The 20,967-nt window shown below is 70.5% G+C and carries 29 protein-coding genes and 1 pseudogene; 27 read left to right on the top strand and 3 right to left on the bottom strand.

All coding sequences use genetic code 11. The features are described from left to right. Window positions 1-140 precede the first annotated feature (140 nt). Complete coding sequence (locus tag ACIBK8_RS33055; RefSeq protein WP_399046065.1) at window positions 141-344, bottom strand: DUF397 domain-containing protein; 204 nt, start codon at window positions 342-344, stop codon at window positions 141-143. Window positions 345-357: 13 nt separating this feature from the next. Further along, complete coding sequence (locus ACIBK8_RS33050) at window positions 358-1,266, bottom strand: helix-turn-helix domain-containing protein (protein ID WP_399046063.1); 909 nt, start codon at window positions 1,264-1,266, stop codon at window positions 358-360. 487 nt (window positions 1,267-1,753) lie between these two features. Here ACIBK8_RS33050 and ACIBK8_RS33045 point away from each other — a divergent pair, with 487 nt between their 5' ends. From ACIBK8_RS33045 to ACIBK8_RS32985, 13 genes and pseudogenes are all read left to right on the top strand, one after another. Then, window positions 1,754-2,146 (top strand): ATP-binding protein, encoded by a 393-nt coding sequence (locus ACIBK8_RS33045; RefSeq protein ID WP_399046062.1) that lies wholly within the window; start codon window positions 1,754-1,756, stop codon window positions 2,144-2,146. Beyond that, the gene (locus ACIBK8_RS33040; protein WP_399046061.1) at window positions 2,146-2,637 is read left to right on the top strand and encodes a hypothetical protein; all 492 of its coding nucleotides are present in this window, start codon (window positions 2,146-2,148) and stop codon (window positions 2,635-2,637) included. The genes ACIBK8_RS33045 and ACIBK8_RS33040 overlap by 1 nt, the downstream gene beginning before the upstream one ends. Before the next feature lie 419 nt (window positions 2,638-3,056). Next, window positions 3,057-3,263, top strand: a complete 207-nt coding sequence (locus ACIBK8_RS33035) for a DUF5999 family protein (protein ID WP_399046060.1) — start codon at window positions 3,057-3,059, stop codon at window positions 3,261-3,263. After that, a complete protein-coding gene (locus tag ACIBK8_RS33030; protein ID WP_399046058.1) occupies window positions 3,260-3,922 on the top strand; it encodes a hypothetical protein in 663 nt (220 codons plus the stop codon). The genes ACIBK8_RS33035 and ACIBK8_RS33030 overlap by 4 nt, the downstream gene beginning before the upstream one ends. Window positions 3,923-3,996: 74 nt before the next feature. Further along, entirely contained in the window at window positions 3,997-4,911 is a 915-nt protein-coding gene (locus ACIBK8_RS33025) for an endonuclease/exonuclease/phosphatase family protein (RefSeq protein WP_399046056.1), read from the top strand. Window positions 4,912-4,970: 59 nt separating this feature from the next. Then, window positions 4,971-5,216, top strand: coding sequence for a hypothetical protein (locus tag ACIBK8_RS33020; RefSeq protein ID WP_399046054.1), 246 nt, complete (start codon window positions 4,971-4,973; stop codon window positions 5,214-5,216). 52 nt (window positions 5,217-5,268) lie between these two features. Next, window positions 5,269-5,418: a hypothetical protein gene (locus ACIBK8_RS33015; RefSeq protein ID WP_399046053.1), complete on the top strand. Its 150-nt coding sequence runs from the start codon at window positions 5,269-5,271 to the stop codon at window positions 5,416-5,418. A 54-nt stretch (window positions 5,419-5,472) separates the two neighbouring features. Beyond that, on the top strand, window positions 5,473-5,736 hold the full coding sequence (locus ACIBK8_RS33010; protein WP_399046052.1) for a helix-turn-helix domain-containing protein: 264 nt from the start codon (window positions 5,473-5,475) through the stop codon (window positions 5,734-5,736). After that, window positions 5,733-6,269 (top strand): GntR family transcriptional regulator, encoded by a 537-nt coding sequence (locus ACIBK8_RS33005; protein WP_399046050.1) that lies wholly within the window; start codon window positions 5,733-5,735, stop codon window positions 6,267-6,269. The genes ACIBK8_RS33010 and ACIBK8_RS33005 overlap by 4 nt, the downstream gene beginning before the upstream one ends. Continuing rightward, window positions 6,266-7,099 carry a hypothetical protein gene (locus tag ACIBK8_RS33000; RefSeq protein WP_399046049.1) on the top strand — a complete coding sequence of 278 codons (834 nt, stop codon included), beginning with the start codon at window positions 6,266-6,268 and terminating at the stop codon, window positions 7,097-7,099. The genes ACIBK8_RS33005 and ACIBK8_RS33000 overlap by 4 nt, the downstream gene beginning before the upstream one ends. After that, window positions 7,096-7,266, top strand: a pseudogene (locus tag ACIBK8_RS32995) (LuxR C-terminal-related transcriptional regulator); the annotation flags it as partial. The gene ACIBK8_RS33000 and the pseudogene ACIBK8_RS32995, both read left to right, overlap by 4 nt. Before the next feature lie 3 nt (window positions 7,267-7,269). Next, complete coding sequence (locus tag ACIBK8_RS32990) at window positions 7,270-7,491, top strand: hypothetical protein (protein WP_399046092.1); 222 nt, start codon at window positions 7,270-7,272, stop codon at window positions 7,489-7,491. A 211-nt stretch (window positions 7,492-7,702) separates the two neighbouring features. Then, window positions 7,703-8,224, top strand: coding sequence for an NUDIX domain-containing protein (locus tag ACIBK8_RS32985; protein WP_399046048.1), 522 nt, complete (start codon window positions 7,703-7,705; stop codon window positions 8,222-8,224). Between the two features lie 210 nt (window positions 8,225-8,434). Here ACIBK8_RS32985 and ACIBK8_RS32980 read toward each other — a convergent pair whose 3' ends face one another. Then, the gene (locus ACIBK8_RS32980; protein WP_399046046.1) at window positions 8,435-9,919 is read right to left on the bottom strand and encodes a peptide deformylase; all 1,485 of its coding nucleotides are present in this window, start codon (window positions 9,917-9,919) and stop codon (window positions 8,435-8,437) included. Window positions 9,920-10,136: 217 nt separating this feature from the next. Here ACIBK8_RS32980 and queC point away from each other — a divergent pair, with 217 nt between their 5' ends. The 14 genes from queC to ACIBK8_RS32910 all read left to right on the top strand — a co-directional run bounded on the left by queC (window position 10,137) and on the right by ACIBK8_RS32910 (window position 20,939). Continuing rightward, the gene (gene queC / locus ACIBK8_RS32975) at window positions 10,137-10,847 is read left to right on the top strand and encodes a 7-cyano-7-deazaguanine synthase QueC (RefSeq protein WP_399046044.1); all 711 of its coding nucleotides are present in this window, start codon (window positions 10,137-10,139) and stop codon (window positions 10,845-10,847) included. Next, on the top strand, window positions 10,844-11,548 hold the full coding sequence (locus ACIBK8_RS32970) for a 6-pyruvoyl trahydropterin synthase family protein (RefSeq protein ID WP_399046042.1): 705 nt from the start codon (window positions 10,844-10,846) through the stop codon (window positions 11,546-11,548). The genes queC and ACIBK8_RS32970 overlap by 4 nt, the downstream gene beginning before the upstream one ends. After that, on the top strand, window positions 11,535-12,263 hold the full coding sequence (locus ACIBK8_RS32965) for a 7-carboxy-7-deazaguanine synthase QueE (protein ID WP_399046040.1): 729 nt from the start codon (window positions 11,535-11,537) through the stop codon (window positions 12,261-12,263). Before ACIBK8_RS32970 ends, ACIBK8_RS32965 begins: the two co-directional genes overlap by 14 nt. Continuing rightward, window positions 12,253-12,702 (top strand): DUF6884 domain-containing protein, encoded by a 450-nt coding sequence (locus tag ACIBK8_RS32960; protein WP_399046039.1) that lies wholly within the window; start codon window positions 12,253-12,255, stop codon window positions 12,700-12,702. The genes ACIBK8_RS32965 and ACIBK8_RS32960 overlap by 11 nt, the downstream gene beginning before the upstream one ends. Then, window positions 12,699-13,271, top strand: a complete 573-nt coding sequence (locus ACIBK8_RS32955; RefSeq protein WP_399046038.1) for a phosphoribosyltransferase — start codon at window positions 12,699-12,701, stop codon at window positions 13,269-13,271. The genes ACIBK8_RS32960 and ACIBK8_RS32955 overlap by 4 nt, the downstream gene beginning before the upstream one ends. Window positions 13,272-13,318: 47 nt before the next feature. Beyond that, window positions 13,319-14,017, top strand: a complete 699-nt coding sequence (locus ACIBK8_RS32950; protein ID WP_399046036.1) for a PIG-L deacetylase family protein — start codon at window positions 13,319-13,321, stop codon at window positions 14,015-14,017. Next, a complete protein-coding gene (locus ACIBK8_RS32945) occupies window positions 14,017-14,736 on the top strand; it encodes a WbqC family protein (protein ID WP_399046035.1) in 720 nt (239 codons plus the stop codon). The genes ACIBK8_RS32950 and ACIBK8_RS32945 overlap by 1 nt, the downstream gene beginning before the upstream one ends. After that, window positions 14,733-15,341: a GTP cyclohydrolase I gene (gene folE, locus ACIBK8_RS32940; RefSeq protein ID WP_399046033.1), complete on the top strand. Its 609-nt coding sequence runs from the start codon at window positions 14,733-14,735 to the stop codon at window positions 15,339-15,341. The genes ACIBK8_RS32945 and folE overlap by 4 nt, the downstream gene beginning before the upstream one ends. A 134-nt stretch (window positions 15,342-15,475) precedes the next feature. Next, a complete protein-coding gene (locus ACIBK8_RS32935; RefSeq protein WP_399046031.1) occupies window positions 15,476-16,033 on the top strand; it encodes a formylglycine-generating enzyme family protein in 558 nt (185 codons plus the stop codon). After that, window positions 16,030-17,136 carry a glycosyltransferase family 4 protein gene (locus tag ACIBK8_RS32930; protein WP_399046029.1) on the top strand — a complete coding sequence of 369 codons (1,107 nt, stop codon included), beginning with the start codon at window positions 16,030-16,032 and terminating at the stop codon, window positions 17,134-17,136. The genes ACIBK8_RS32935 and ACIBK8_RS32930 overlap by 4 nt, the downstream gene beginning before the upstream one ends. Before the next feature lie 26 nt (window positions 17,137-17,162). Beyond that, window positions 17,163-17,936, top strand: a complete 774-nt coding sequence (locus tag ACIBK8_RS32925) for an RNA-directed DNA polymerase (RefSeq protein ID WP_399046090.1) — start codon at window positions 17,163-17,165, stop codon at window positions 17,934-17,936. Window positions 17,937-17,959: 23 nt separating this feature from the next. Then, window positions 17,960-19,342 carry a glycosyltransferase family 4 protein gene (locus ACIBK8_RS32920; RefSeq protein WP_399046027.1) on the top strand — a complete coding sequence of 461 codons (1,383 nt, stop codon included), beginning with the start codon at window positions 17,960-17,962 and terminating at the stop codon, window positions 19,340-19,342. After that, window positions 19,339-20,166 carry a 5'-3' exonuclease H3TH domain-containing protein gene (locus tag ACIBK8_RS32915; protein ID WP_399046025.1) on the top strand — a complete coding sequence of 276 codons (828 nt, stop codon included), beginning with the start codon at window positions 19,339-19,341 and terminating at the stop codon, window positions 20,164-20,166. Before ACIBK8_RS32920 ends, ACIBK8_RS32915 begins: the two co-directional genes overlap by 4 nt. Next, a complete protein-coding gene (locus ACIBK8_RS32910; protein WP_399046023.1) occupies window positions 20,163-20,939 on the top strand; it encodes an HAD family hydrolase in 777 nt (258 codons plus the stop codon). The genes ACIBK8_RS32915 and ACIBK8_RS32910 overlap by 4 nt, the downstream gene beginning before the upstream one ends. Window positions 20,940-20,967: the final 28 nt, after the last annotated feature.

Genomic DNA, 20,967 nt, shown 5'->3' with positions numbered 1-20,967 from the left:
CCCCACGTCTAGACTTCAGTTCACCGCCTGGGCCTTGACCAGTACGGCGGGCGGGCCATCGTCGAGATCAGTGAGTCCTTGCACGCTCCGGCCCGTACCCCAGGTCAGGGCCTCAGGCCGGAGCGGCGATGTGAGGCAGGTCAGCTTTGGACGAAGCCGTTGTCGCGCAGCGCCCCGGTGAAGTCGTCCCAGGCCGCATGGGTGAAGCTCAGGCTTGGGCCTTTGGGGTTCTTCGAATCCCGCACCTTAAAGGCGTGGGGCTGGTTCGCACACTCCACGCACTCATTTTGGGGATTTCCGCTGTAGCTGCTCTTGAACCACTTGGACTTGGGGTATTCGGCCACGGATATTTCCTCGCTACTTCCGTTTATGCAGGTGCATTTTGCTGACCTCGGCGATCAATTCAGCCGAGGACGTCGTGTCCAGCGCCTCTTGGCGCAGGAAAGTGATGGCGCTTGCGTACTCTTCCAGGGCCTCCGGCTCTTCCAAGAACAGCGAGCCAATTTGGTTCTCAATGAAGACGACGTCCAACGATGGGTCCGGACCGCCGAAAACGATGAAACTGCTTAGCGCCGCGCTGTACGCGCCCGCCGAGAAGGGCAACACTTGGATGCTGATGTCCGGCTCCAAACTCCGGACCAGGAGGTGGTCGAGTTGGCCGGCCATCACCTCCGGTCCGCCTACCTCGCGACGAATCACCGACTCGTCCAGGACCACGTGATATCTGGGCGGTGAGGCGCGATCGAGGATCTGTTGGCGCTGCATACGCACGGCCAGGTAGTCCTGAAGGTCCTGCGGCGGGAGGGTATTCCCTGGCGTCGCCTTGATCGCCTGCGCATAATCCAACGTCTGGAGAAGCCCCGGGACTACGCCCACCGCGTGGTGACTGATGCGGGATGCCTCATTCTCCAGTGCGAGGAGCATCCGCATTTGATCGGGCAACTTGGCAGCGAACGGCACCCACCACGCATCGGTGGCTCTGCTGTTTTTCGCTAGGGATACCAATGCCTCGCGCTCTTCGTCCGGCGCGCCATATACGCGGCAGAGCTGGTCGACCTGATTCCACCGCACGTTGCCCTTGGCTCGTTCGTAGCGGCTAACGGTGGCCTTCGACACACCAGCTCGTTCGCCCGCTTCTTCCGCCGTCATGCCTAGCGCTTCTCGCAGCGCCAGCAAACGAACAGCAAGTTGACGCCGACGTGTTGTCGGCCCGGATGCCTCAGCGGTCTCGGCCGTCTTGGCTGGCATCGTCGGCCTTGTCGTCATGGCAATGCTCCCTTGAACGAGTGCTTCCAGTCTCCGCACGGCCTCGTAGCAGCCACAAGGAAGTTACACGGCGGAACAGCTGGGCCACCACGGCAGTACCACCCCTCCTCGCAACGCTCATGCGGACACTTGCGCCGTGAGCGTTACATGAAGAGAGGTACGAGGCCATACTCCAACTCGATTGCCACAGAGAGATGTTCAGTCGCAGCCGTGAGTGATCTCGCGCTGAGTGTGTGACGCCCCCACGACAAGGAACTTTCGCGATGGCCCAGTACCTGAGCACCCCCAAAGCGGTCCCGCATGACGACGATGCCCCCTCAGCCGACATGCCGGCAGTGTGCGGCTCTCTCGGGTCGCTGGATAACACCCTGGGTATCGGCTCCTTCGCCTCCGAGAGTGCGGAGTCGCCGCGCTCCTTCGCATCCGCCGAGGGCGGTGCGCGGTGACCGCCACCGCAGCCGCTGTCGCAGCGGCCCCGAAGCGACCGATGTCCCAGTTCTGCGGCTTCGCGGTGTCGTTCGCCCCGGACCCGGCCCGCGTCGTCCTCGTGCGCCGGACCACCGCGGCGCGCCTGCGGATGTGGGGTGTCCCCTGTGCGCTGGCCGAGGACATCGTGGTCGCCGTTTCCGAGCTGGCGACCAACGCGGTTCAGCATGGCTTCGGAGATGTCGTGCTGAAGGTTGAGCGCGTCGGCGCCGGCCTGCTGCGCATCGCCGTCAGTGATGGGAATCCGGCCCCGGCCGAACTGCGCTTGGCCGCTGAGGGCGATGTGTCGGGCCGCGGCCTGTTCCTCGTCGCCGCCTTCGCGGAGAACTGGGGCGTCAGCGACGGTGGCAAGACGACGTGGTGCATCTTCCGCCTCCCCTCAGGGAGGCCGTGATGGTCGCCGTCGACGTCGCCACCGCCACCGAACTGCTCAGGCGCCCGGTCTCTTCCCAGGACCAGGCGGTGCGCCGACTCGTTCACAGCCTGTCCCGCTCCCTCGCGGCCGACGGCATCAGCAACGACCTGATCGTCATCCTCGACGAGGTCCTGAGCGACCGGCCCGCCCCCACCGCGGAGCACGGCCATAAAGTCGACGATCTCCTGGTCCGCCTTGGTCTCCCCCTTCCCCGGCGACGGCGCCGTCCGGGGGCGACAACACCGCTGCCTCCGGAGGAGGTTGCGCGGATCACCGACCGGTTCCACCGGGCCACCCGCCAGCTCATGCAAGTGGTCCCGCACCGCGTCACGACGTACCCCGCAGAGGAACTGCGTCACCTGCTCGCCCTGCGCCACATCGAGCCGGCCCCCGCCGAGGCCCTGCCGTACCTACGCCGGTACGCCCTGGCGATCGTCACCCTCCTCGACCTGATGGGAGACGACGCATGACGCTCGCTCCCACCTCAGACGTCGGGTCTGCCCTGAGAAACGGCTCTCCACGGCAGCAGTCCCGACTCCACGCCCGGCGCCGAGAAAACGAGGCTTCAAGTGCTCTGGGAGGCCGTCGGGCCTCGGCGCCGGGCAACCCCGCAGGCCCTCCACCGGAGGGCCTGCCCCTGAACGGTCATCTCCGCGGGGTAGCACCTCCCCCGTCCCCCGCCGAGATGACCTCCAACTGGGCCCTTCGCCCGCCCAGGCCCGCGCTGTCGTGCCGCCGGGCCCGTGCCGGCGAAGGGGCGGCACCGCTGCCGGACGACCCGGCCGTCCTGTGCGACGGCTGCGGCAGCGCGCGCCCCGGCCGCCCTCGGCGGAGGGCGGCCGGCCCACACACACCCGCACCCGTACCTGCACCGCTGAGGAGATTTCCCATGTGTCTGCACCAGCCGCCCTGCCCGGCGGCATCCGCCGTGGACCGGGAGGCCGCGCACCCGGTGGCCCAGCACCCGGAACAGGGGTGGAGCCTGCTGTGCAACGGCGTCCTCCTCTTCGAGGACACCGGCGAGCTGCTGCCGGACGGGCAGGTCATCGCGCCGCACCGTCCCGCCGTCGAGGCGCAACAGGCGAGCACCGCATGAGCCCTAAGCAGTTCTACTGGCAGGAACTGCGTGTTCCGTACATCGCGCCGTGGTCCCGTGAAGTGCGGCGGCCCGGCAAGTTCGAGCGACGCTACGACGGTACCCGCGCCCGCCTCGGCTACACCGACGAGGTCACCAACGTCGATGTCCGCCACGGCGCGCTGTGGGCCCGGATGCCGGCCGTCCGCGGGACCGGCGAACCGACCTTGGACGCCGTACACGCCTTGCGCCAGCGGCAGTGCATGTCCCACATGCTCTGCCAGATCTGCGGCGGAACGACGTACGACGCCAGCTACGACCGGCAGGAGGAGCGCTTCCTGTTTCTGGTCCGCGCCCCGGACGGGCACCCGATCCGCGAGGGCGAGCGGACCACATCCCCTCCGGTGCACGCAGCGTGCGCCAAGGAGGCCGTGCGGGACTGCCCGCACCTGCGCCGGGGATACACGCTGGCGCTGGTGCGATCAGCGCCGCTGTGGGGTGTCGGCGGAATCGTGCACGACCGCACCACCCTCCGACCGCTCCCTCCCTCCGGCGGCGACCCTTTCGACCAGGTGTCCTTCGACGATCCGCGCTTCCGCTGGACTCTCGCGGTGCGCGATGTCGTCACCCTGCACGGCTGCACCACCGTCAACCTGAACAACCTCATGACTGCGGCCTAGAACCACCCGGCCGCCACCACGCGAGGCGCGCCGCCCGCCGACGAAATCACCAACACCCGATCCCAGGGGGAGCGTTGACCAAGCTCGACGATGACGAGATCGTTGTCGCCTCATGGAACTTTGAGCGCAACGGCCAGGACCACAACGGCGACAGCCACCGCCGGGAACATGGCATGCGTGTGCTCAGCGAGCTGGGCATCGACGTCCTGCTCCGCCAGGAGCTGACCGGGGCCCATTTGAAGGGGAAGCGGGCAGCGCTGGCGGAGGCGAGGGTGCTCGGCGGCGAGCACGGGCCGGCCTTCACCTCCTTCCTCGCCCCGCCGAATCCGGACTCGGGCAACGCGACCGGCATCTACACCAACCCGCTGCTGTTCGCCCCGGTCGCAGAGCCCGAGCACGCCAACGGCATGACGATTCCCCTGTGCAGCGCGCTCGTCCGCCTTGTCGGCGCCGAGAAGGAGATCTCCTTCAACTCGACGCATCTTTGCTACTACTGCGGAGACCAGCGCGCGAAGGAATCGCGACGGGTGACCACCCTGCGCTCGCCGGGCAAGGCCACCCTCGTCGCCGGCGACTTCAACTCCGGCGACAAGGGCGTTCATTTCGTCAAGTGGGACAGGGTCCACGACCGCACGCACGTCGAGCACCGCACCATCCACCGCGACGGGCAGTGGGTCACCGACACCCGGCCGGACGAAATCCTCACCCGCCCGCACAACGGGCAGCCGCTGTTCATCGACCTCGCCCGGTACGCCGCGACCGTCCTCGGCCAGCGCGAGGCGCTGGCGCCCACGGCCTCCCTGTGGCGCCGGGATCAAGGGCCGATGCTGCGGATCGACAGGATGTACGCCACACCCGAGTTCGCTGCGGCGCTGAAGCGCGTGCGTGTCGTCATCAACGAGGACGTCCTGGCGGCGTCCGACCACGCCCTCGTCCTGGCCGTCTTCAGCCGCCGCATCCTGCGCCGCGAGCTGACGCTCGCCGCCTGACGGCCGGCCCGTTCCACCACTCCCGTATCCGATCCGACCTCGCCTGACCTGGGACCTCCGTGGAAACCGAACAATGGCTCACCACCCGTTATACCAACCCGAGTTGGTGGGAGCAGACGAAACCGTTCGTGAAGGCCGCGGGCGTCGGTGCTGTTCTCACGGTCCTCACTGTCGCCCTCGGCTACGCCTACTTCACGGGCACACCGGACGCGTCCCCGGCGGTGCCCGCGCCTCGCGGAACGGCGTCGACCACCCCGCCCCCGCACCACTCCGGGCCCATCCACATCACAGGACGCCTGGGCTGACCCCGCCGCTCCAGCCGGCCAGCGTCCCTGGTGCCTCACGAGGGGAGACGACATGCCCGTCGGCCAACGGACCGATGAGCGGAGCGGCTTCGTCCGGGCGCTGAGTGTCCGCCGGAGCCGCCGTCTGTGGGCCCAGGCCGTCCTCGCGCTCACGGTGATCGGCGTGCTGTACGCGATCGGCGCGAGCGGCCCCCACCACTGACCGACGTTTCGCACCCACGAACTTTGCCACCGAAACCAACCTGTAAGGGAGACCATGTCCACCGCGCCCTCACCCGCCCTGCTTCTGAGCGCCGTTCCCGTCTTCCGCAAAAAGACGCGTCTCCACGGCGACCGGCTGCTCCAGTTCGAGGAAAGCGTTGCCGCCGCCTACCGCGGAGACCACTCCATCCGCGCCCTGGTCGCGCACACGGGCCGGTCATACGGCTGTGTACACCGGGCGCTGAGGAATTCAGGCGTCGTGATGCGAAAGCGGGGCGGCGACACACGCTCGGCTAGGCGCACGGAGGCCGCCCGATGAGCGCGAGCACCCTCAAATCAGCCCACTTTGTGGGCGATGATGCCTCAGCGCGCCTCGCCTCGGCGCTGGCGGCCCTGCGCCGGCACATCCAGGATTCCTATTCTCCGGGCGACCGCCTCCCCGGCGATACCGAGCTGGCAGTCACGCTGCGGCAGACCGCCCTGGACGTGCGCACCGCGCTGCGGACCCTGGACACCGAAGGAGTTGTGGCCACGCGTACTCCCGGCATAGCCGGCGCCCTGGTCCTGGCCCCGGACCAGTTGCACCCCCACGACCTGCTGCTCGACCAGACCATCCGTAAACGCATCATCTCCGGCTACTACCGCGCCGACGCGGCGCTGCCCGTCGGCGTCCTGGCCTGGGCGCACGGCCTGAGCAGCAAGGAAGTGATGCGTGGCTGCCGGCGGCTGCTGGACCAGCACTTCCTTCGCCACGACGAGGACGGTGCCTTTGGCCCGGGGCTCTACATCAACCGGCCCACGGCATGGGGCCACGCGACCACCGCGCCCGAACAGGACGGCCAACACCGATGACGACACCCCAAGAACTCCTGCCGGACGATGTCCAGGAAGAGCGCAGCCGTGCGTGCAAGGCGCTGGGCACCGCGCTGAGCGCAGCGGGCCTCATTCCGTTCTGGGAGCGGATCGGTTGGACCGCCGGTGAGCCCGCCGTGTCGGTGAGCTTTGCGGTGCGCGATGGTCTGCTGCCGCTTGCCCCCGATGACGCGAGCGCGTTGCCCGCGCCGGACGTGGCCGGTGCTCTGCAACGTGACCTGTTGGACCACGGCATCCGCGCGCAGGTCACCCTGATTCGCCCCTTCGACCCTGCGCTGCGGTTCGACCTGGAGTCCGCCCAGTGCGCCCACCGCCTCACGGAGCTGCTGATCCGCAGCCTGCCCGAACCGGACGCGGCAGCCCACCGCCTGCGCACCGCCCTGACGACGGCCGGCATCAGCGCGGAGAACCTGTGCATCCGCCGTGGCGAGCGCGATGTCTCGATCGGGAACATCAGCGCCACAGATGCAGTCACCCTCGTCGAGGTGCTGCACGGCGGCGACTGCGGCGTTGCCGGCCTCGACCAGGGCGGCTGGGCCGAGCTGGACACCCTGGCCGAAAGGCTGTCCCGTCTCCTGACGGAGATCGCCGGGCGCCGGGTGGGGGCCTCCGCCGACCCCGTCTGCTCGCGATGCCCCGGCGACCACGAGATCACTCTCGCCACCGTGAGCGCGGAGACAGCTCGGCTGCTGTCTGCCGCCATCGAGCGAGCGGACGAACCCCACCGCTACCTCGTCCAATTCCCCCCTGTCGCCGACGAGTCCGCGCAGGAGGACCGCACCGGTCACCACCGTGGAGTCGCCTCATGAAGCCTCCCTCCGTTGAGTTGACGCAACGGGAAAAGGACGTCCTGATCTGTCTAGCGAGTGGCTACACCATCAGGCAAATGGCGCTGTCGTTCCACGTGTCTGCCTCCGTGCTGAACAGATACACGACCACTCTCCGGCGTAAATTCGATGCCCGCAATTCTCCTGCGCTGGTGCACATTTCCCACGCGCGTGGATATCTCACCGCGGACAACGGCCCGCCCCGGTGTGACCTCCCCGAGGAGGACGTGCGGTATCTGCGGCTGATAGCGGCGGGCGAAACCATGAACACCCACGCGCGCCGCTATGGGCTGCTGAAGCGCATGGGCGCCAAGAACTCCCCCCACGCCGTACACCTCGGCTGGTGCTGGAACTACCTCAACGCCGGCCCATAGCCCGCCAGCCCATGGCCACGGGTGAACCGGCTAGCCGACCACAGACAGCGGCGAGCTTCGACCGTGCCTCCTACCTATCGGCCCTCGCGCACACCCCGTTGATTCGCCGGACCGCCGCTGTCAGACAGTCGCTCCCTGGTTCGACTCGGCAACGACAACTCGCCTGCTCTGGAAGCAGAGACAGGTCTCTAGAGAATGGAAGGCGTTCACGATGAGCGAATCAGACGAAGGTGTCCCTCGGCCGCAGCGGGCAATCGTGACCTCCGCATCCGCCGCATATATTCAACGGGGGGACGGGAAGGTGCTCCTGGTTCACCACGCGGGCACCGGGTACTGGGTTGCTCCGGGAGGCAAGACCGACGAGCACGAGACCCCGTTCCAGTGCTGTGAACGGGAGGCCCGGGAGGAGACCGGAGTGCCGGTCACCCCGGGGCGTCTGCTTGTCGTGCAGTGGCTTCCCGGCGGCCAGTTGGGCACATACAAGAACCCCTACCCGTGCCACCTGTTCCTCTTCGCCGCCACCATCGCCCCGCAGGACGTTGACCGCATCCAGGTCCCCGAACGCGAACTGCTCGGCTGGAAATGGGTCGACCCCGACCACGCCCCCGCTCTCATGGACGGCACCAACGCGGCGCTGTTCACCGCGGCCTTGAAGGTGATGTCCGGCGCCGCGGCAGCACCGGTCTACCTCGAAGGCCGCCACGCGCCCACGGCGGTGCCGGCCGTTGAGTAGCAGCCGCGCCGTCCGGCACAGGGGTGGGGGAAGACGCCTTGTGTGAAGAGCTCGCCGTCGTCGCGCAGCGTTGCTTCGCCGCGTACAGCGACGACCGGCCGGCCAGCGCCTCTTTGGTGCGGTCGAGGCTGACGAACGCGCTGACCGGCACCCCTCCCGTGCTTGCACTCGCCCGCCGTGGTGGGGAGTTGACCGGCTGGAGTGCCGGATTCAGCGGTATGTCCAGCTCTGCCCGGTCCCCCGGTACTCCTCGACAGGGATCGGGCGGACGCCGGGGCGCATCCGGTCCCGGTAGAGCGTGCCATGGAGGTGGTCGACCTCGTGGAGTACAAGGCGGCCGAGCCCGCGCTCGAAGCGTGTGAGGCGCTGGGTTCCGTCGGGTTCGGTGTGGGCGATGAGGATGCTGAGCGGTCGCGGCACCAGTCCCCGTACGTCGAAGTAGGACAGGCAGCCCTCGTACTGCTCGTCTTCGTCGGACGACGTTTCGGCGATGACGGGGTTGAGGAGCACGACGGGGTCGGCGCCGTCCTGGGGCGGGATGATGACGGCGGCGGCGCGGTCGATGCCGATCTGGCAGGCCGCAAGGCCCATGCCCTTCCCGAAGACGTGCAGCCGGCGCACCCGGTCGATGGCCTCGAAGATTTCGGCCACGACCCGCTGGGCCTCGTCTGCTTCGGCGGGGAGGGTGAACGGGCGAGCGGTGGCGTGCAGGAGCGGGTCGCCGTCCTGGACGATGCCGGCGTCGGCCATGGCGGTGCTGGGCGCCAGGGGGTTCATGGGCGCGGGCTCACTCTCTTCGGGGTCGGGGGACTTGAGTCGCCATTCCAGGCGGTACCGGGCGTGGAGTTGGGGATTGCTTGTGGTCCAGGAGAAGACCGTCCGATCCCCGTCCGCTCGTTGTGCGGGTGGCGTGCGCACCGGTACGAAGTCGGCGGTCAGGGAGGTTTCGGTGCCCCAGACGGTGGGTTCGGATGCGGCGGGGAAGGTCAGGGACACGCTCAGTTCACGGGTGGGTACGCGGACCGCGCGCTGGAACCAGGGCCCCCATTTGTCGGCGCTGACGGAATAGGAGTAGGTGATCTCTGCCTCCTGCCCGGGGTAAAGCGGGTAGCGGGCCTGGTTGTTGGCGAAGGTCAGCCACACCTCTTTGAACGCGTCGCGGTCGTGCTTGACGATCCAGCCCATCGCCTCGGGGCCGCAGTGCGCTTCGAGCTGCAGTTCCTCCCATGTCAGCGGCTGTGCCCGGTAGTGGGCGTTGGAGCGTTCGGGGTCGCCCGGGTACCGGTCGACCGCGATCCGTACGAGGTAGCGGGTGACGGGTTCGTCGCCGGTGTTGCGCAGCAGGCGCCGCATCCGCAGGTGGTACGTCGACCCGTCATATCGCAGGTCCGCGGCGTCCTCCAGGACGAGGAGGCCCGTGGGCGCCGGGAGGCCCGCGGGCTTGATCTCGGGGGCGGTGCTTGCGTCGTCGCGCTGCCAGGCTTCCCACACTGCGCCGGCCGCCGCCAGTTCGCTGTCCATGCGGCGTGCGAGGGCGGAGCTGCCGTGCTCACGGCCTGCTTCGAGGTGGCTGACATAGGACGGGTCGATGCCCAGCTTTCTGGCGAGCCCCGCCTTCGAATGACCTCGGATGGAGCGGAAGCGCTTCAGCTCAGCGGCGAACGTCTCCCGCTCGGTCTCGGACTGGTCCCCCATATATCCACTTTCTCAACGGAGTTGAAGGTGAGCGTGAGTGAGTGCCGCTCACGGATGCCTCATCCTGCCCTGTTGCGGCTCACTACTACCAGGCGGCGATGGCGCCGCGCCGGCGCTGGCCGGTCGCCGCCTCCCTTCAGCCGTGCCAACGGCTGCTCGCCCCGTAGTTCCGCTACTGCCCGGCCACCGGCCGGGATCTTGGAAAGGGCACACGATCATGAAGGAAAACCCGCCGCGTCAAGCGGTGCTCATCGCCTCGGGCGGCATGGACAGCACGGTGGCCGCCTACGAGCTCCGAAGCCGGGGCACCGCGGTGACCATGCTGTCCTTCGACTACGGACAGCGCCATCACGTCGAGCTGGACTTCGCGGCGAAGATCGCCGCGTTGCTGGAGGTGCCCCACGAGATCGTGGATCTCACCGGCGTCGGACGTCTCCTGGGCGGGTCCGCGCTGACGGACGACACGGTGCCCGTGCCCGACGGGCACTACAGCGACGAGACGATGCGGTCCACGGTCGTCGCCAACCGCAACATGATCATGCTGAGTATCGCGGCCGGAGTCGCGGTCTCCCGCGGGGCGCACTGTGTGGCCTACGGCGCGCATGCGGGCGACCACACCATCTACCCGGACTGCCGGCCCTTGTTCTACCGGCAGGCCGAGCTGGCCATCCGGGCCGGTAACGAAGGGTTCCTCGCGGACGGTTTCTGCCTGGAAGCGCCGTTCCTGGAGTGGACGAAGGCCGACATCGCCGCCCGCGGCCACCAGCTCGGCGTGCCGTTCGCCCTGACGTGGTCCTGCTACAAGGGCGGCGCCGTGCACTGCGGGCGGTGCGGGACGTGCGTGGAGCGCCGTGAGGCGTTCGCCGCTGCCGGGCTGGACGATCCGACCGCCTACGCGGCCGGCGCGGAGCGCGGTGAGGTCGCATGAGCGGCGGGAGCTGGCGGATCGGCAAGACCTTCCGTTTCGAGGCGACGCGCACGGTGGACGGGCGCTTCGACGGGCATTCGTTCGTGGCCGAGGCGGTCATGGCCTCCCCGCAGCTGTCCGAGGAAGGCTTCGTCGTCGACTTCGGCGCGCTGGCCGGTGTGAAGCGGCACATCGATGAGGTCCTCGATCACCGGTACCTCAGTGACGTCGTGCCGGACGCGAGCGACGAGGGCCTGGGGCGCTATCTGACCGAGTGGGCCCAGCGACACCTGCCCGGTGAGGTCACCGCCGTGCTCGAAGGGATACGGATCCGCACCGGCCGCCCGCCAGCACCTCCGGCCGGCGCCGCGGCGTCTTTCGAGGCGTCCCATCGTCTGGCCGGCCTGCCGGCAGATCACCCGTGCGGGCGGCTGCACGGGCACTCCTACCTGGTGACCATCCCGCCCGGGGGCGCCGATGGCGCGAGGGCTGCCGGCGTGCCGGGGCTCTTGCGCCGCTACCTCGAAACCACGCTCCACGGCGAGGTCTTGAACGACGCCGTGGAGTTCAACCCGACGTCCGAACTGCTGGCCCACCACCTTGTGCGCTGGCTGGAGGACTGGGGGGTGTTCCGCCCTGGCGGGCGCGGCGTGCGGGTGCGGGTGTCGGAGACGGAGACCAGCTGGGCCGAGTTCGAAGGACGGCGCCATGACGGACGTTGAGATCACGCTGCCCTCCGCGGCCGACACGCTGCCGGTCACCGAGAAGTTCGCCGGCACCTTCCAGGGCGAAGGCCCCAGCACGGGCGTGGGCGCCATGTTTGTGCGGTTCGCGGGCTGCAACGAGTCCTGCCGCGGCTGCGACACCCCCTACACCTGGGATGCGAGCCGTTTCGACCTGCGCCGGGAGTCGCGGCGCGAGGTGGTCGGTGAGCTGCTGGCGTGGGCGCTGGGGCGGCCGGAGAAGCTGGTGGTCCTCACCGGTGGTGAACCGCTGCTGCACCGCCACGTGGTTCCGCTCACCCTGGGCCTCAGGGCGGCGGGCAAGGACGTGGAGTTCGAGACCAACGGCACGCTCGTGCCGCCCCGGGAACTGGTCGACGCCGGCGTCCGGTTCAACGTGTCGCCGAAACTGTCGGTGTTCGGGGCCGGGATGCCGCACGGGAAGCGCATCGTCCCCGCGGCCCTGCGGGCGTTCCAGGAGTCTGGCCTGGCCCGGTTCAAGTTCGTTGTGAAGGACCCGTCGGTCGAGCTGGCGGAGATCTCGGCGCTGGAGACGGCGTACGGGCTCGATCCGGTCTGGGTGATGCCGGAGGGCACCACCGCCGATGCGGTGCTGGCCGGGATGCGGGCTCTGGCCGGGCCGGTGAGTGAACGCGGCTGGCACCTGAGTACCCGGCTGCACGTGCTGATCTGGGGTGACGAGCGTGGCCGGTGACCGCATGGCGTGCGAGGGGCTGGTGATCGTGGCCTGCTGCAAGGAGAAGGCCGTGACCTCCGCTCCCGTGCCTGCCCTCGACCTCTACCAGGGCTGGGTGGTCCCCCTGGTCAAGGACCGCGTCACGCGCAGCTCCGCTCATCGTTCCCGCGTTCTGGTGCTCTCCGCGCTCCACGGGCTGATCACCGCGGACACCCTCATCTCCACCTACGAGCAGCCGATGACCGCCGAGCGGGCGGCCATCGTGCGCCGCCGGGCGCCGGGCCGGCTGGCCACCCACCTCGCCCGGCACCCCGCGCGGGAGGCGCTGCTGCTCATGGAGCCGGACTACGTGGAGGCGCTGGGCCCGTTGCCGCTGCCTGTCACCCACGTCATCACCGACCCGATGGCCCGACACGACGACATCCATGCCGTCCTGACCTCCTGGAGCTGGCCGTGACTCCTTCCTCTGCCCGTGTCTTCCAAGGCCGCCGCATCTGGCAGCTGACCCGCAACGACTTCCTGTCCGCAGCCTGTCTCATCGCCCACAACGAGCGCCCTCACACCCCGGACGCGGTGGCCGGCATCGCGCGCGGCGGCGTCGAACTGGCCGAGCTGGTCGCCGAGCAGCTCCACGTCCCCGCGGTCATCGTGCGGGCCCGGCACAACACCAGCGACGAGATCCGGCAGAGCGCAACCGGCCGCGTCGCACTGGACGTTGAGCACAACGAACGCGCCCTCGCCGATCTCCCTCAACGTTGCCGGCTCCTGTTGGTCGACGACATCTGCGGCACCGGCGCGACGCTGGAGGCTCTCGTGGGCTCCCTCGCCCGACGCCCGCAAGCGCCCACGGTCCGCACCGCCGTGCTGTGCCGCAACGAGGGCGCCGCCTTCCCGGTCGATGCGTACGGCTGGGACGTGGCGGACTGGGTCCACTTCCCCTGGGAGAAGGACCCCGGCTCGCCCGCCGAGCCGCTCCCCCCGCTCGCCCGGCTCCGGTCCGCACGGCCGACCGGCCTGCCCCGCTAGGGCATTGCCCGCCCGTCCCTTCCACGGAAAATCAGGAGGCAGGCCACATGTTCGGCCTGGAACCCGGCGACCGCGTGCTCGCCGTCCCGCCCCACCCCGACGATGAAACCCTCGGTGCCGGCGGCACCATCGCCCGGCTGACCGAAGCGGGCATCGAAGTGCACGTCCTCGCCCTGGCCTGCGTCACCCTGCCCCGCTGGGGCGCCGCAACGAACACCGCCCGACGGCGCGCGGAATTCGAGATGGCCTGCGACGTCCTGGGCGTCGCCGGGCGGGACATCGCCTGGAGTGACGATCACCGGGCACGCAACCTCGGCGCGCACCTGAGCGAACTCGTCCGGCTTCTCGAAGCCGGACACGCCCTCTCCCTCGCCGAGCTGCGCCCCGAAGCCATGCTCATCCCGGCCGCCGGCGCCGTGCACCAAGACCACCAGGCCGCCCACCAGGGCTGCTACGCCGCAGCCCGCCCCACCGGCGGCCTGCGGCACGTCCCGCGCCTGGTCCTTGGTTTCCGCGGACCCGAGGACCACGCCTGGAGCCCGCACAGCCCGCACGCCAGTGTGCTGGTGGACATCACCGCCAGCTCCGCGCTCAAGGACAAGGCCCTGAACTGCTACGCCGGCGAGATGCGCGACCCCGGCCACCCCCGCTCCCTGGACCGGATCCGCGCGATCGACACCGCGACCGCCGCGGCCCTGGGCTGCGAGCGGGCAGAAGCGTTCGTCCCGTACCGGATGGCCTGGTGATGGGCGGCCCCCGCGTGCTGGTCGCCCATCAGCCCGCCTACCTGCCCTGGCCGGGGTACTTCTCCCGGCTGATGGACGGCGTGGACGAACTCGTCCTGCTCGACCACGTCCAGTTCAGCGAACGCGGCTGGCAGCACCGCAACCTCGTCCGCAACCCTGCCGGGCCCCAGCCACTGCGGCTGACCGTCCCGGTGCGCCGCCGCTTCGGCCAGAGCATCACGGACGTCGAGGTGGCCGACGAGCCCTGGGCGGCGCGGCACTGGCGCACCCTTACCCAGACCTACGCCCGTGCCCCGTACTGGGGCGATCACCGCAGCGCGCTCCAGGACCTCTACGAAAGGCCGTGGCAGCGGCTGGCGGAGCTGAACCACGCGCTGCTCCAGCTGCTGCTGGACGCCTTCCGCCTCCCCGTGCAGCTGGTCAACTCCTCCGCGCTCAGGCCGCGCGGAGGGCAGACGGCCATGCTCGTCGACCTGTGCCACCGCCGGGATGCCACCGTGCTGCGGGTGGGAACCGGCGCCGCCGCCTACCTCGACCACCCGCTGCTGGCCGAGCACCGCATCCGCGTCGAGACCGCCACCTACACCCACCCCCGCTACGGAAGCGCGCGCGGCTGGATGCCGGGCCTGAGCGCCCTGGACCTGCTGCTCCACGAAGGCCCCAACGCCCCCTCCGTCCTCCGTGCCGGAGCACGGACCAACCCGAAGGCGACCGCATGACACCTCACAGCACAGCCGCCCCCGCCCCGCGGGCACAGGTCGATGTCCCCCTCGTCGCCGGTATCTACCGGCAGTTGCTCCTCGCACTGGGCGAAGACCCCGACCGCCCTGGCCTCAAAGACACACCGGAGCGGGTGGCCGCCTGGTGGTCGGAGTTCCTCGATCACGAACCGGGGCGTACCGACACGGTCTTCGCGCAGGAGTTAACGGCCGGATCCGACCAGCTGGTCGTGGTGCGCGGCATCACCGTCTGGAGCCTGTGCGAGCACCATCTGATGCCGATGAAGCTGGAGATCACGATCGGCTACCGCCCCGCCGGCCAGGTCCTGGGGCTGTCGAAATTCGCGCGGATCGTCGCCGCCCACGCCCACCAACTGCAGGTCCAGGAGCGGATCGTGGACGGTGTCGCCGCTGACACCGGCAAGGCGACCGGTTCCCCGGACGTGGGGGTGGTCGCCGAGGGCGAGCACTTGTGCATGAGCATGCGCGGGGTCAAGCAAGGGCAGGCCCGGACCCTGAGCTACAACCTGGGCGGTGCGTTCGGCGGGGACAGCCCGCTGGGAACGCGCCTGGTGATGCTCGCGGCCCCCGGAGGCCGGGCGTGACGGGGGTTGCGCCCGGACAGGGCCGTCTTTCGCCGGCGACGAGCCCGCGTGTGCTGGTGAGCGGGCCGGTGAGGCCGCAGGGGAACGTACCTGCTGTCCGGGGCCCTTCCACGGTAGCGCCCGCCACGGACCCCGTGGAGTGGATTCGCCTACCGGGAGGGCGAGTTCCGGCCGGAGAATGGCACCGGGCCCAACCGGTTGCCGCCCTGTGGTGGTCCGCGACCCCGCTGACCACGGACGGGCTTCCCCTGACGGGCCTGCGCCTCGATGAAGCCGCCGAGCTGGCCTCCGAGCTGGGGGGACGGATCCCGACGTCGGCCGAGTGGGAATGGATGGCCGGCGGCGGCTCGCGTCGCTACCCCTGGGGCGATGCCGAGCCCGGCTCCCAGCACGCGAACCTGCGCGCGAGCGGCCCCGGGCACACCACGCCCGTGCACGCCCATCCCGCCGGCCGCACGCCACAGGGCCTGTGGGACGTGGCCGGAAACGTCTGGGAGTGGACCGCCGCCCCCTGGCGGCGCGACGGGATCGCGCTGCTGCGCGGCGGCTCCTACCACTCCCTGGCCCAGTACGCCGCCTGCGCCCACGCCAACGACGCCCCACCCGGGCTGCGTTCGCCGGGCATCGGCCTCCGCCTCGTCCGCGACACCCCGCCCGCCCCTCACTCTCCCTGTGAACGGAGCACCTCGTGAACGTCGCCTTCGTCCTGCTGACGTACAACCACGACGAGCCCGCCGGCATCGAGCGCAGCATCGCCTCGCTCACCCGCGGCCTGCGCGGCCTCGGCCACCGCGCGCTGATCATCGCGGCCGGCCCCGGCACTGGCGACGACGGTCCGGACCTGCTGCGCCTTGCCACGATCGCCCTCCCGCGCCCGGCCCGGGAGGAGGACCTGATGGCGCAGCTCGCCGATCCCGGCCCCGCCGCCACGGAAGTCCGGCAGCTTCTGGCCGCCCACGACGTCGACCTGGTGTGCTGGGTGGACGCGGTGTGGGGCCTGGGCTACCTCAGCCCCGCACCGCCCGCGGTACGCACCGCGCTGATGGTCCACGTCCCGCGCACCGACGCTCCCTTCCGCCAGAGCCTTCACCACCGGCCCGACACCGTGCTGACCGTGTCCGCGTTCATGCTCAAGGAACTGGCGGACGCGGGCGTGGACACCCGGTGCTGGCACGCCCTGCCCAACGCTCTGCTGCACACGGCCGAGGCACCGTCCCCAGCCGCGCGCGAAGAACTCCGCCGCCGCGGGCCCGTGCGGATCGTGGCCCGCGCCGAACCCCACAAGGGCATCGCCGAACTTCTCGGCGCCTTCCCCGCCGGCCTGGAGCGGCCGGTGCAGATCGTGCTGGCGGCAGCCGGATTCGAGTACTGGCCCGGCATGCAGGACCAGGTCATGGACCAGTGCCGCGCCCTGGCCGACAACCTGCCCGGCGTCGAGATCCGCCCGGCGCTTCCCTGGCAGGAGGTGCCGCCGTTCCTCGCCCAGGCGGCTGCCACCGTCATCAGCTCGACGAGCCCCGAGACATTCGGGAACGTCGCCGCCGAAGCCCTCTTGGTCGGCACCCCGGTCGTCGGCTACGGACTCGGGCACCTGCCACAACTCACCGGCGCCGCCGGACGGATGACCGCGCTGGAGGAGGGGCCCACCGCCTTGTGGCGCGCGCTGACCGAGCTGCTGGAGGACCACGACGGCTACCACGCCGCCGCCCGGCAAGCCCCGCACCAGGTCGCCGCCCACACCCCGGAGGCGGTCGCGGGCGCATTCGTGCGCGCCACCACCGCCGGGACACGATGAGCGGCGGCCTGGCCGCGCACTCCCTGATGCGGCAGGTGACAAGCGAGCGCGCACTCAAGCGCGCCGCCCGCCAGTGCATGGGCCGCACCGGCGCCCCCGGCGCCGACGGCATGTCCTGGCGGGCCTTCCGCCAGGACATGCCCGCCCGCCTCAACGCCCTCGCCGCCCGCCTGGCCGACCGATCGTGGCGCCCCTCACCGACCCGCCTCGTCGCCTTCCACGCCTGGGGCAAGGACTACCGGGTCGCCGTCCCCACCGTCGAAGACCGCATCGTGCACCGGGCCCTGCGCAACGCGGTCGAACCCGTCCTGGAACGGGACGCCTACCCACCATGGATGTTCGGCTGGCACCGGCGGGCCGGCCGCCCCCTCGCGATCAGCGCCGCCGCCCGTCACCTGGACTCCGGCCTGCCGTGGGTCGCCGACATCGACGTGGCCGCCGCCTCCCGGGGCGTCGGCCTGGAAGACGCCGTCTCCTCGGTGGCCCGCTTCGTCCACGACGGCACCCTCCTGGCCCTGCTGCGCCGCATCCTGGCCGCACTGCCGGACCCACTCGCCCCCGGCAGCGGCCTCAACCCGATGCTCACCAACCTCCGGATGACCCCCGTCGACCATCAGCTCACCGGCCTCGCCGCCGTGCGGATGACCGACAACTACACCCTGTTTTGCCCCACACCGAAGGCCGCCGACGACGCCTACCAGCACCTGACCCGCGCCCTGGCCGCCCACGGGATGAGCCCGGCACCGGGCAAGTCCAAGATCTGGCGGCCCAACCCCGAAGACCTCTACGCCGCCGGCTGACGAACAGACGAACAGGAGCACTCATGCCCCACGGCAACGCGCTGCTGTACTGCGCGGTGAACGGCATCGCGAACAACACCAACGGCATCGGCCGCCAGACCAAGACGTTCCTGGCCACCCTCGCCCACCACCACCCGCGCCTCACCCAGGCGGCCGGCCCGTTCACCCCTTATCTCGCTGTCCCGGAACCCGGACCCGCGACCTGGGGCTACAACCCGGCCGACCTCGCCCACGCCCGCCAGGTCGTCGAAGGGCTCGGCGGTCGTGTCATCGCCCTGCCCTACGACACCCACCGGCCCATGTGGCGGCCCGCCGCCTGGCAGGCCCTTTCCGAGCAGGCCGCGACCGCAGCCCGCGGCCTTGCCCGCACCCACGAGCGGGTCCTGGCCATCGGCGTCGACACCCCCTTCGCCGGACTGGCCCACAGCGTCCAGCCCGGCGAGCGGATCGACGTCCTGCTGGCCCTGTTCTCCACCGCGCAGATCACCGAACGCCCCCAACCGGACCCCGACCGCCTCGCCTGGGAACAGGACGCGCTGAGCGCCGCCTCCCGCAACACCCACATCTGGGTGGCCGGCATCGGCACCTACCTGACCCGCCACCTGCAGCAGGGCTACGGCCTCGACCCCGGCCGGCTCCTGCCCTGGCCCTCCGGCCTGCATCTGGCCTCCGCCGACCTCACCGCGCCCACCGCCTTCTATGCCGAGCAGACCGTACGCAGCTTCGGCATCCCCACCGACCGGCCGGTCATCGCCGCCGTCGGCCGCACCGACCACACCAAGGGCCTCGACCTGCTCATCGACGCGGTCGAGCCCCTGCGCGACCACGTGCACCTCGCGATGATCGTGGTGCCCACCGACGACGACCGCGCCGCACTCCTGACGCGCTACCAGGCCCGAGCCGCCGAACTTCAGCTCTCCGCCACGCTCATCGGCCGCTACAGCCGTACCTTGCCTCGCGCCCTGGCCGCGCTGCCCGCGACCCGCGTCATGGCCGTACCCAGCCGCGGGGAGACCCTCGCCAACATCGTCTTCGAAACCGGCCTGTGGGCGCAGCACCATGGCGCCATCGTCCTCGCCCCGGACCGCGACGGCTTCCCGGAACAGATCACCGACGGCCACAACGGACTCCTCTACGCGCCCGATACCCCCGGAGCCCTCACCAGCGGGCTGCGCCGCGCCCTGACCCTGCCCGACCAGCAGCGCGGGCAGATGCGGGAGAACGCCCACCGGCGGGTGCACGCCGAACGCGACGCCGCCACCCACCTCGCCACGCTTCTGACCAGCGCGTGGCGCCCGGCCGGCCAGAAGCTGGATAAACTCGTCGGTCATCCGCTACCGGATGCCCGTACGCCGCGGTCACAGGCCCCCACCAGCACGCCAGCACCCCGGGAGACCGCCTCATGACCGTGCCCCTGCTGCTCGTCGACGGCCACCACCTGCTCCACCGGGCCTGGTTCGGGTTCGCCGCCCGCATCTACAACCGCGACAAGACCATCGACCGCACCGGTGTGTTCGGATTCGCTGCCCTCCTGCGCAAGGCGCAGACGCAGCACGCGGTCGGCTTCGAGATCTTCGCCGTCTTCGACTCCGAAGACGGCGCCCTGCCGCGCGCCGCCACCGACAGCCAGTACAAGGCCGACCGGCCCGCGCCCGAGCCCGGCCTCATCGCATCGCTCGCCCTGGTCAAGGCCGCGCTCGACCACAGCGGTGTCCGCTGGATCGAGCAGGACGGGTGCGAGGCCGACGACGTCATCGCGACCCTCACCCAGGCCGCCCGCGCTGCCGGCCGGGCGGTCGACGTCATGAGCGGCGACAAGGACTTCATCCAGCTCCTGGACGACCCGGCCGTGCGGATGCTGAACACCGGCGTGAAGGACGAACGCCGCTACACCACCGCCGCGCACATCCCGCCCCGCTACGGCGTCACCCCCCGGCAGTGGCCGGACTACCGGGCCCTGACCGGCGACCCGGCCGACAGCATCGCCGGCGTACGAGGCATCGGCCCCAAGACCGCCGCCCGGCTCCTCACCGGCCACCGCAGCCTGGAGTCCGTCCCCGCCGCCGAACTGCGCCCAGCCTGGGCCCAGCAGTGGGGGCGCGCGCGGCAGTGGCGCGAGATGATCAGACTCGACCGCAAGATCGACCTGCCCGACGGGCTCCTGACCGCCACTGCGACCGCCCCGCTCCCCGCGGCCCCGGCCGTTCTCGAAACGCTGGACCTGTGGTGAGCGGCCCGTTGATCGCCGTCTGGGACTTCGATGGCACCCTCGGCCACCGCCGCCACGGCACCTGGGCCGAGTGCCTCCTGGAGATCCTCGATGTCCAGCAGCCCGACCACACCTGGACCTTCCCCCAGATCTTCGAGGCCCTCGCCCGCGGGTTCCCGTGGCACGAACCCCGCCTGCCCCACCCCCACCTCAACGCGCCGGACGCGTGGTGGGACCACGTCACGCAGGTGGTCGCCACCGCGCTCACCGGCCTCGGCATGGACAACGAGGAGGCGACCACAGCCGCGCACGCCACACGTCGGACCTACACCGACCGCACCGCATGGAGCCTCTACCCCCAGGCTCTCGATGTCCTCGACACCCTCACCCAGGCCGGATGGCAGCACGCCCTGCTGACCAACCACGTCCCCGAACTCCCCGACATCCTCGACAGTTTGGGCCTCACCTCCCGTCTGCGCGCGGTCGTCAACTCGGCCGCGAGCGGGCACGAAAAGCCCCACCCCGAAGCCTTCCGCCTCGCCCGCGCCGCCGCCCCGCCCCACGCCTGCCTCGTGATGATCGGTGACAACCCCGACGCGGACATCAAGGGAGCCACCCGCGCCGGCATCGACGCCATCTGGGTCCGGCGCGACGAACACACCGACGTCCCCGACCTCGCGTCCGCCGGACGCCTCCTCCTGCGACAGGCCCTCCTGCCGCGGCAGGAGGGCCAAGATGTCCGGGAAGTGCCGCCCTTGCCCACAACTTGCCCCGCGGCCAACGTGATCCGGTAGCCTCACTCCCGTCCGCAACGCGGAAGCC

The organism is Streptomyces sp. NPDC050161, assembly GCF_044460025.1.
Classification (GTDB): domain Bacteria; phylum Actinomycetota; class Actinomycetes; order Streptomycetales; family Streptomycetaceae; genus Streptomyces.
The sequence above is the reverse complement of the archived record's forward strand: the minus strand, read 5'-3'. Positions and strand labels throughout refer to the sequence as shown.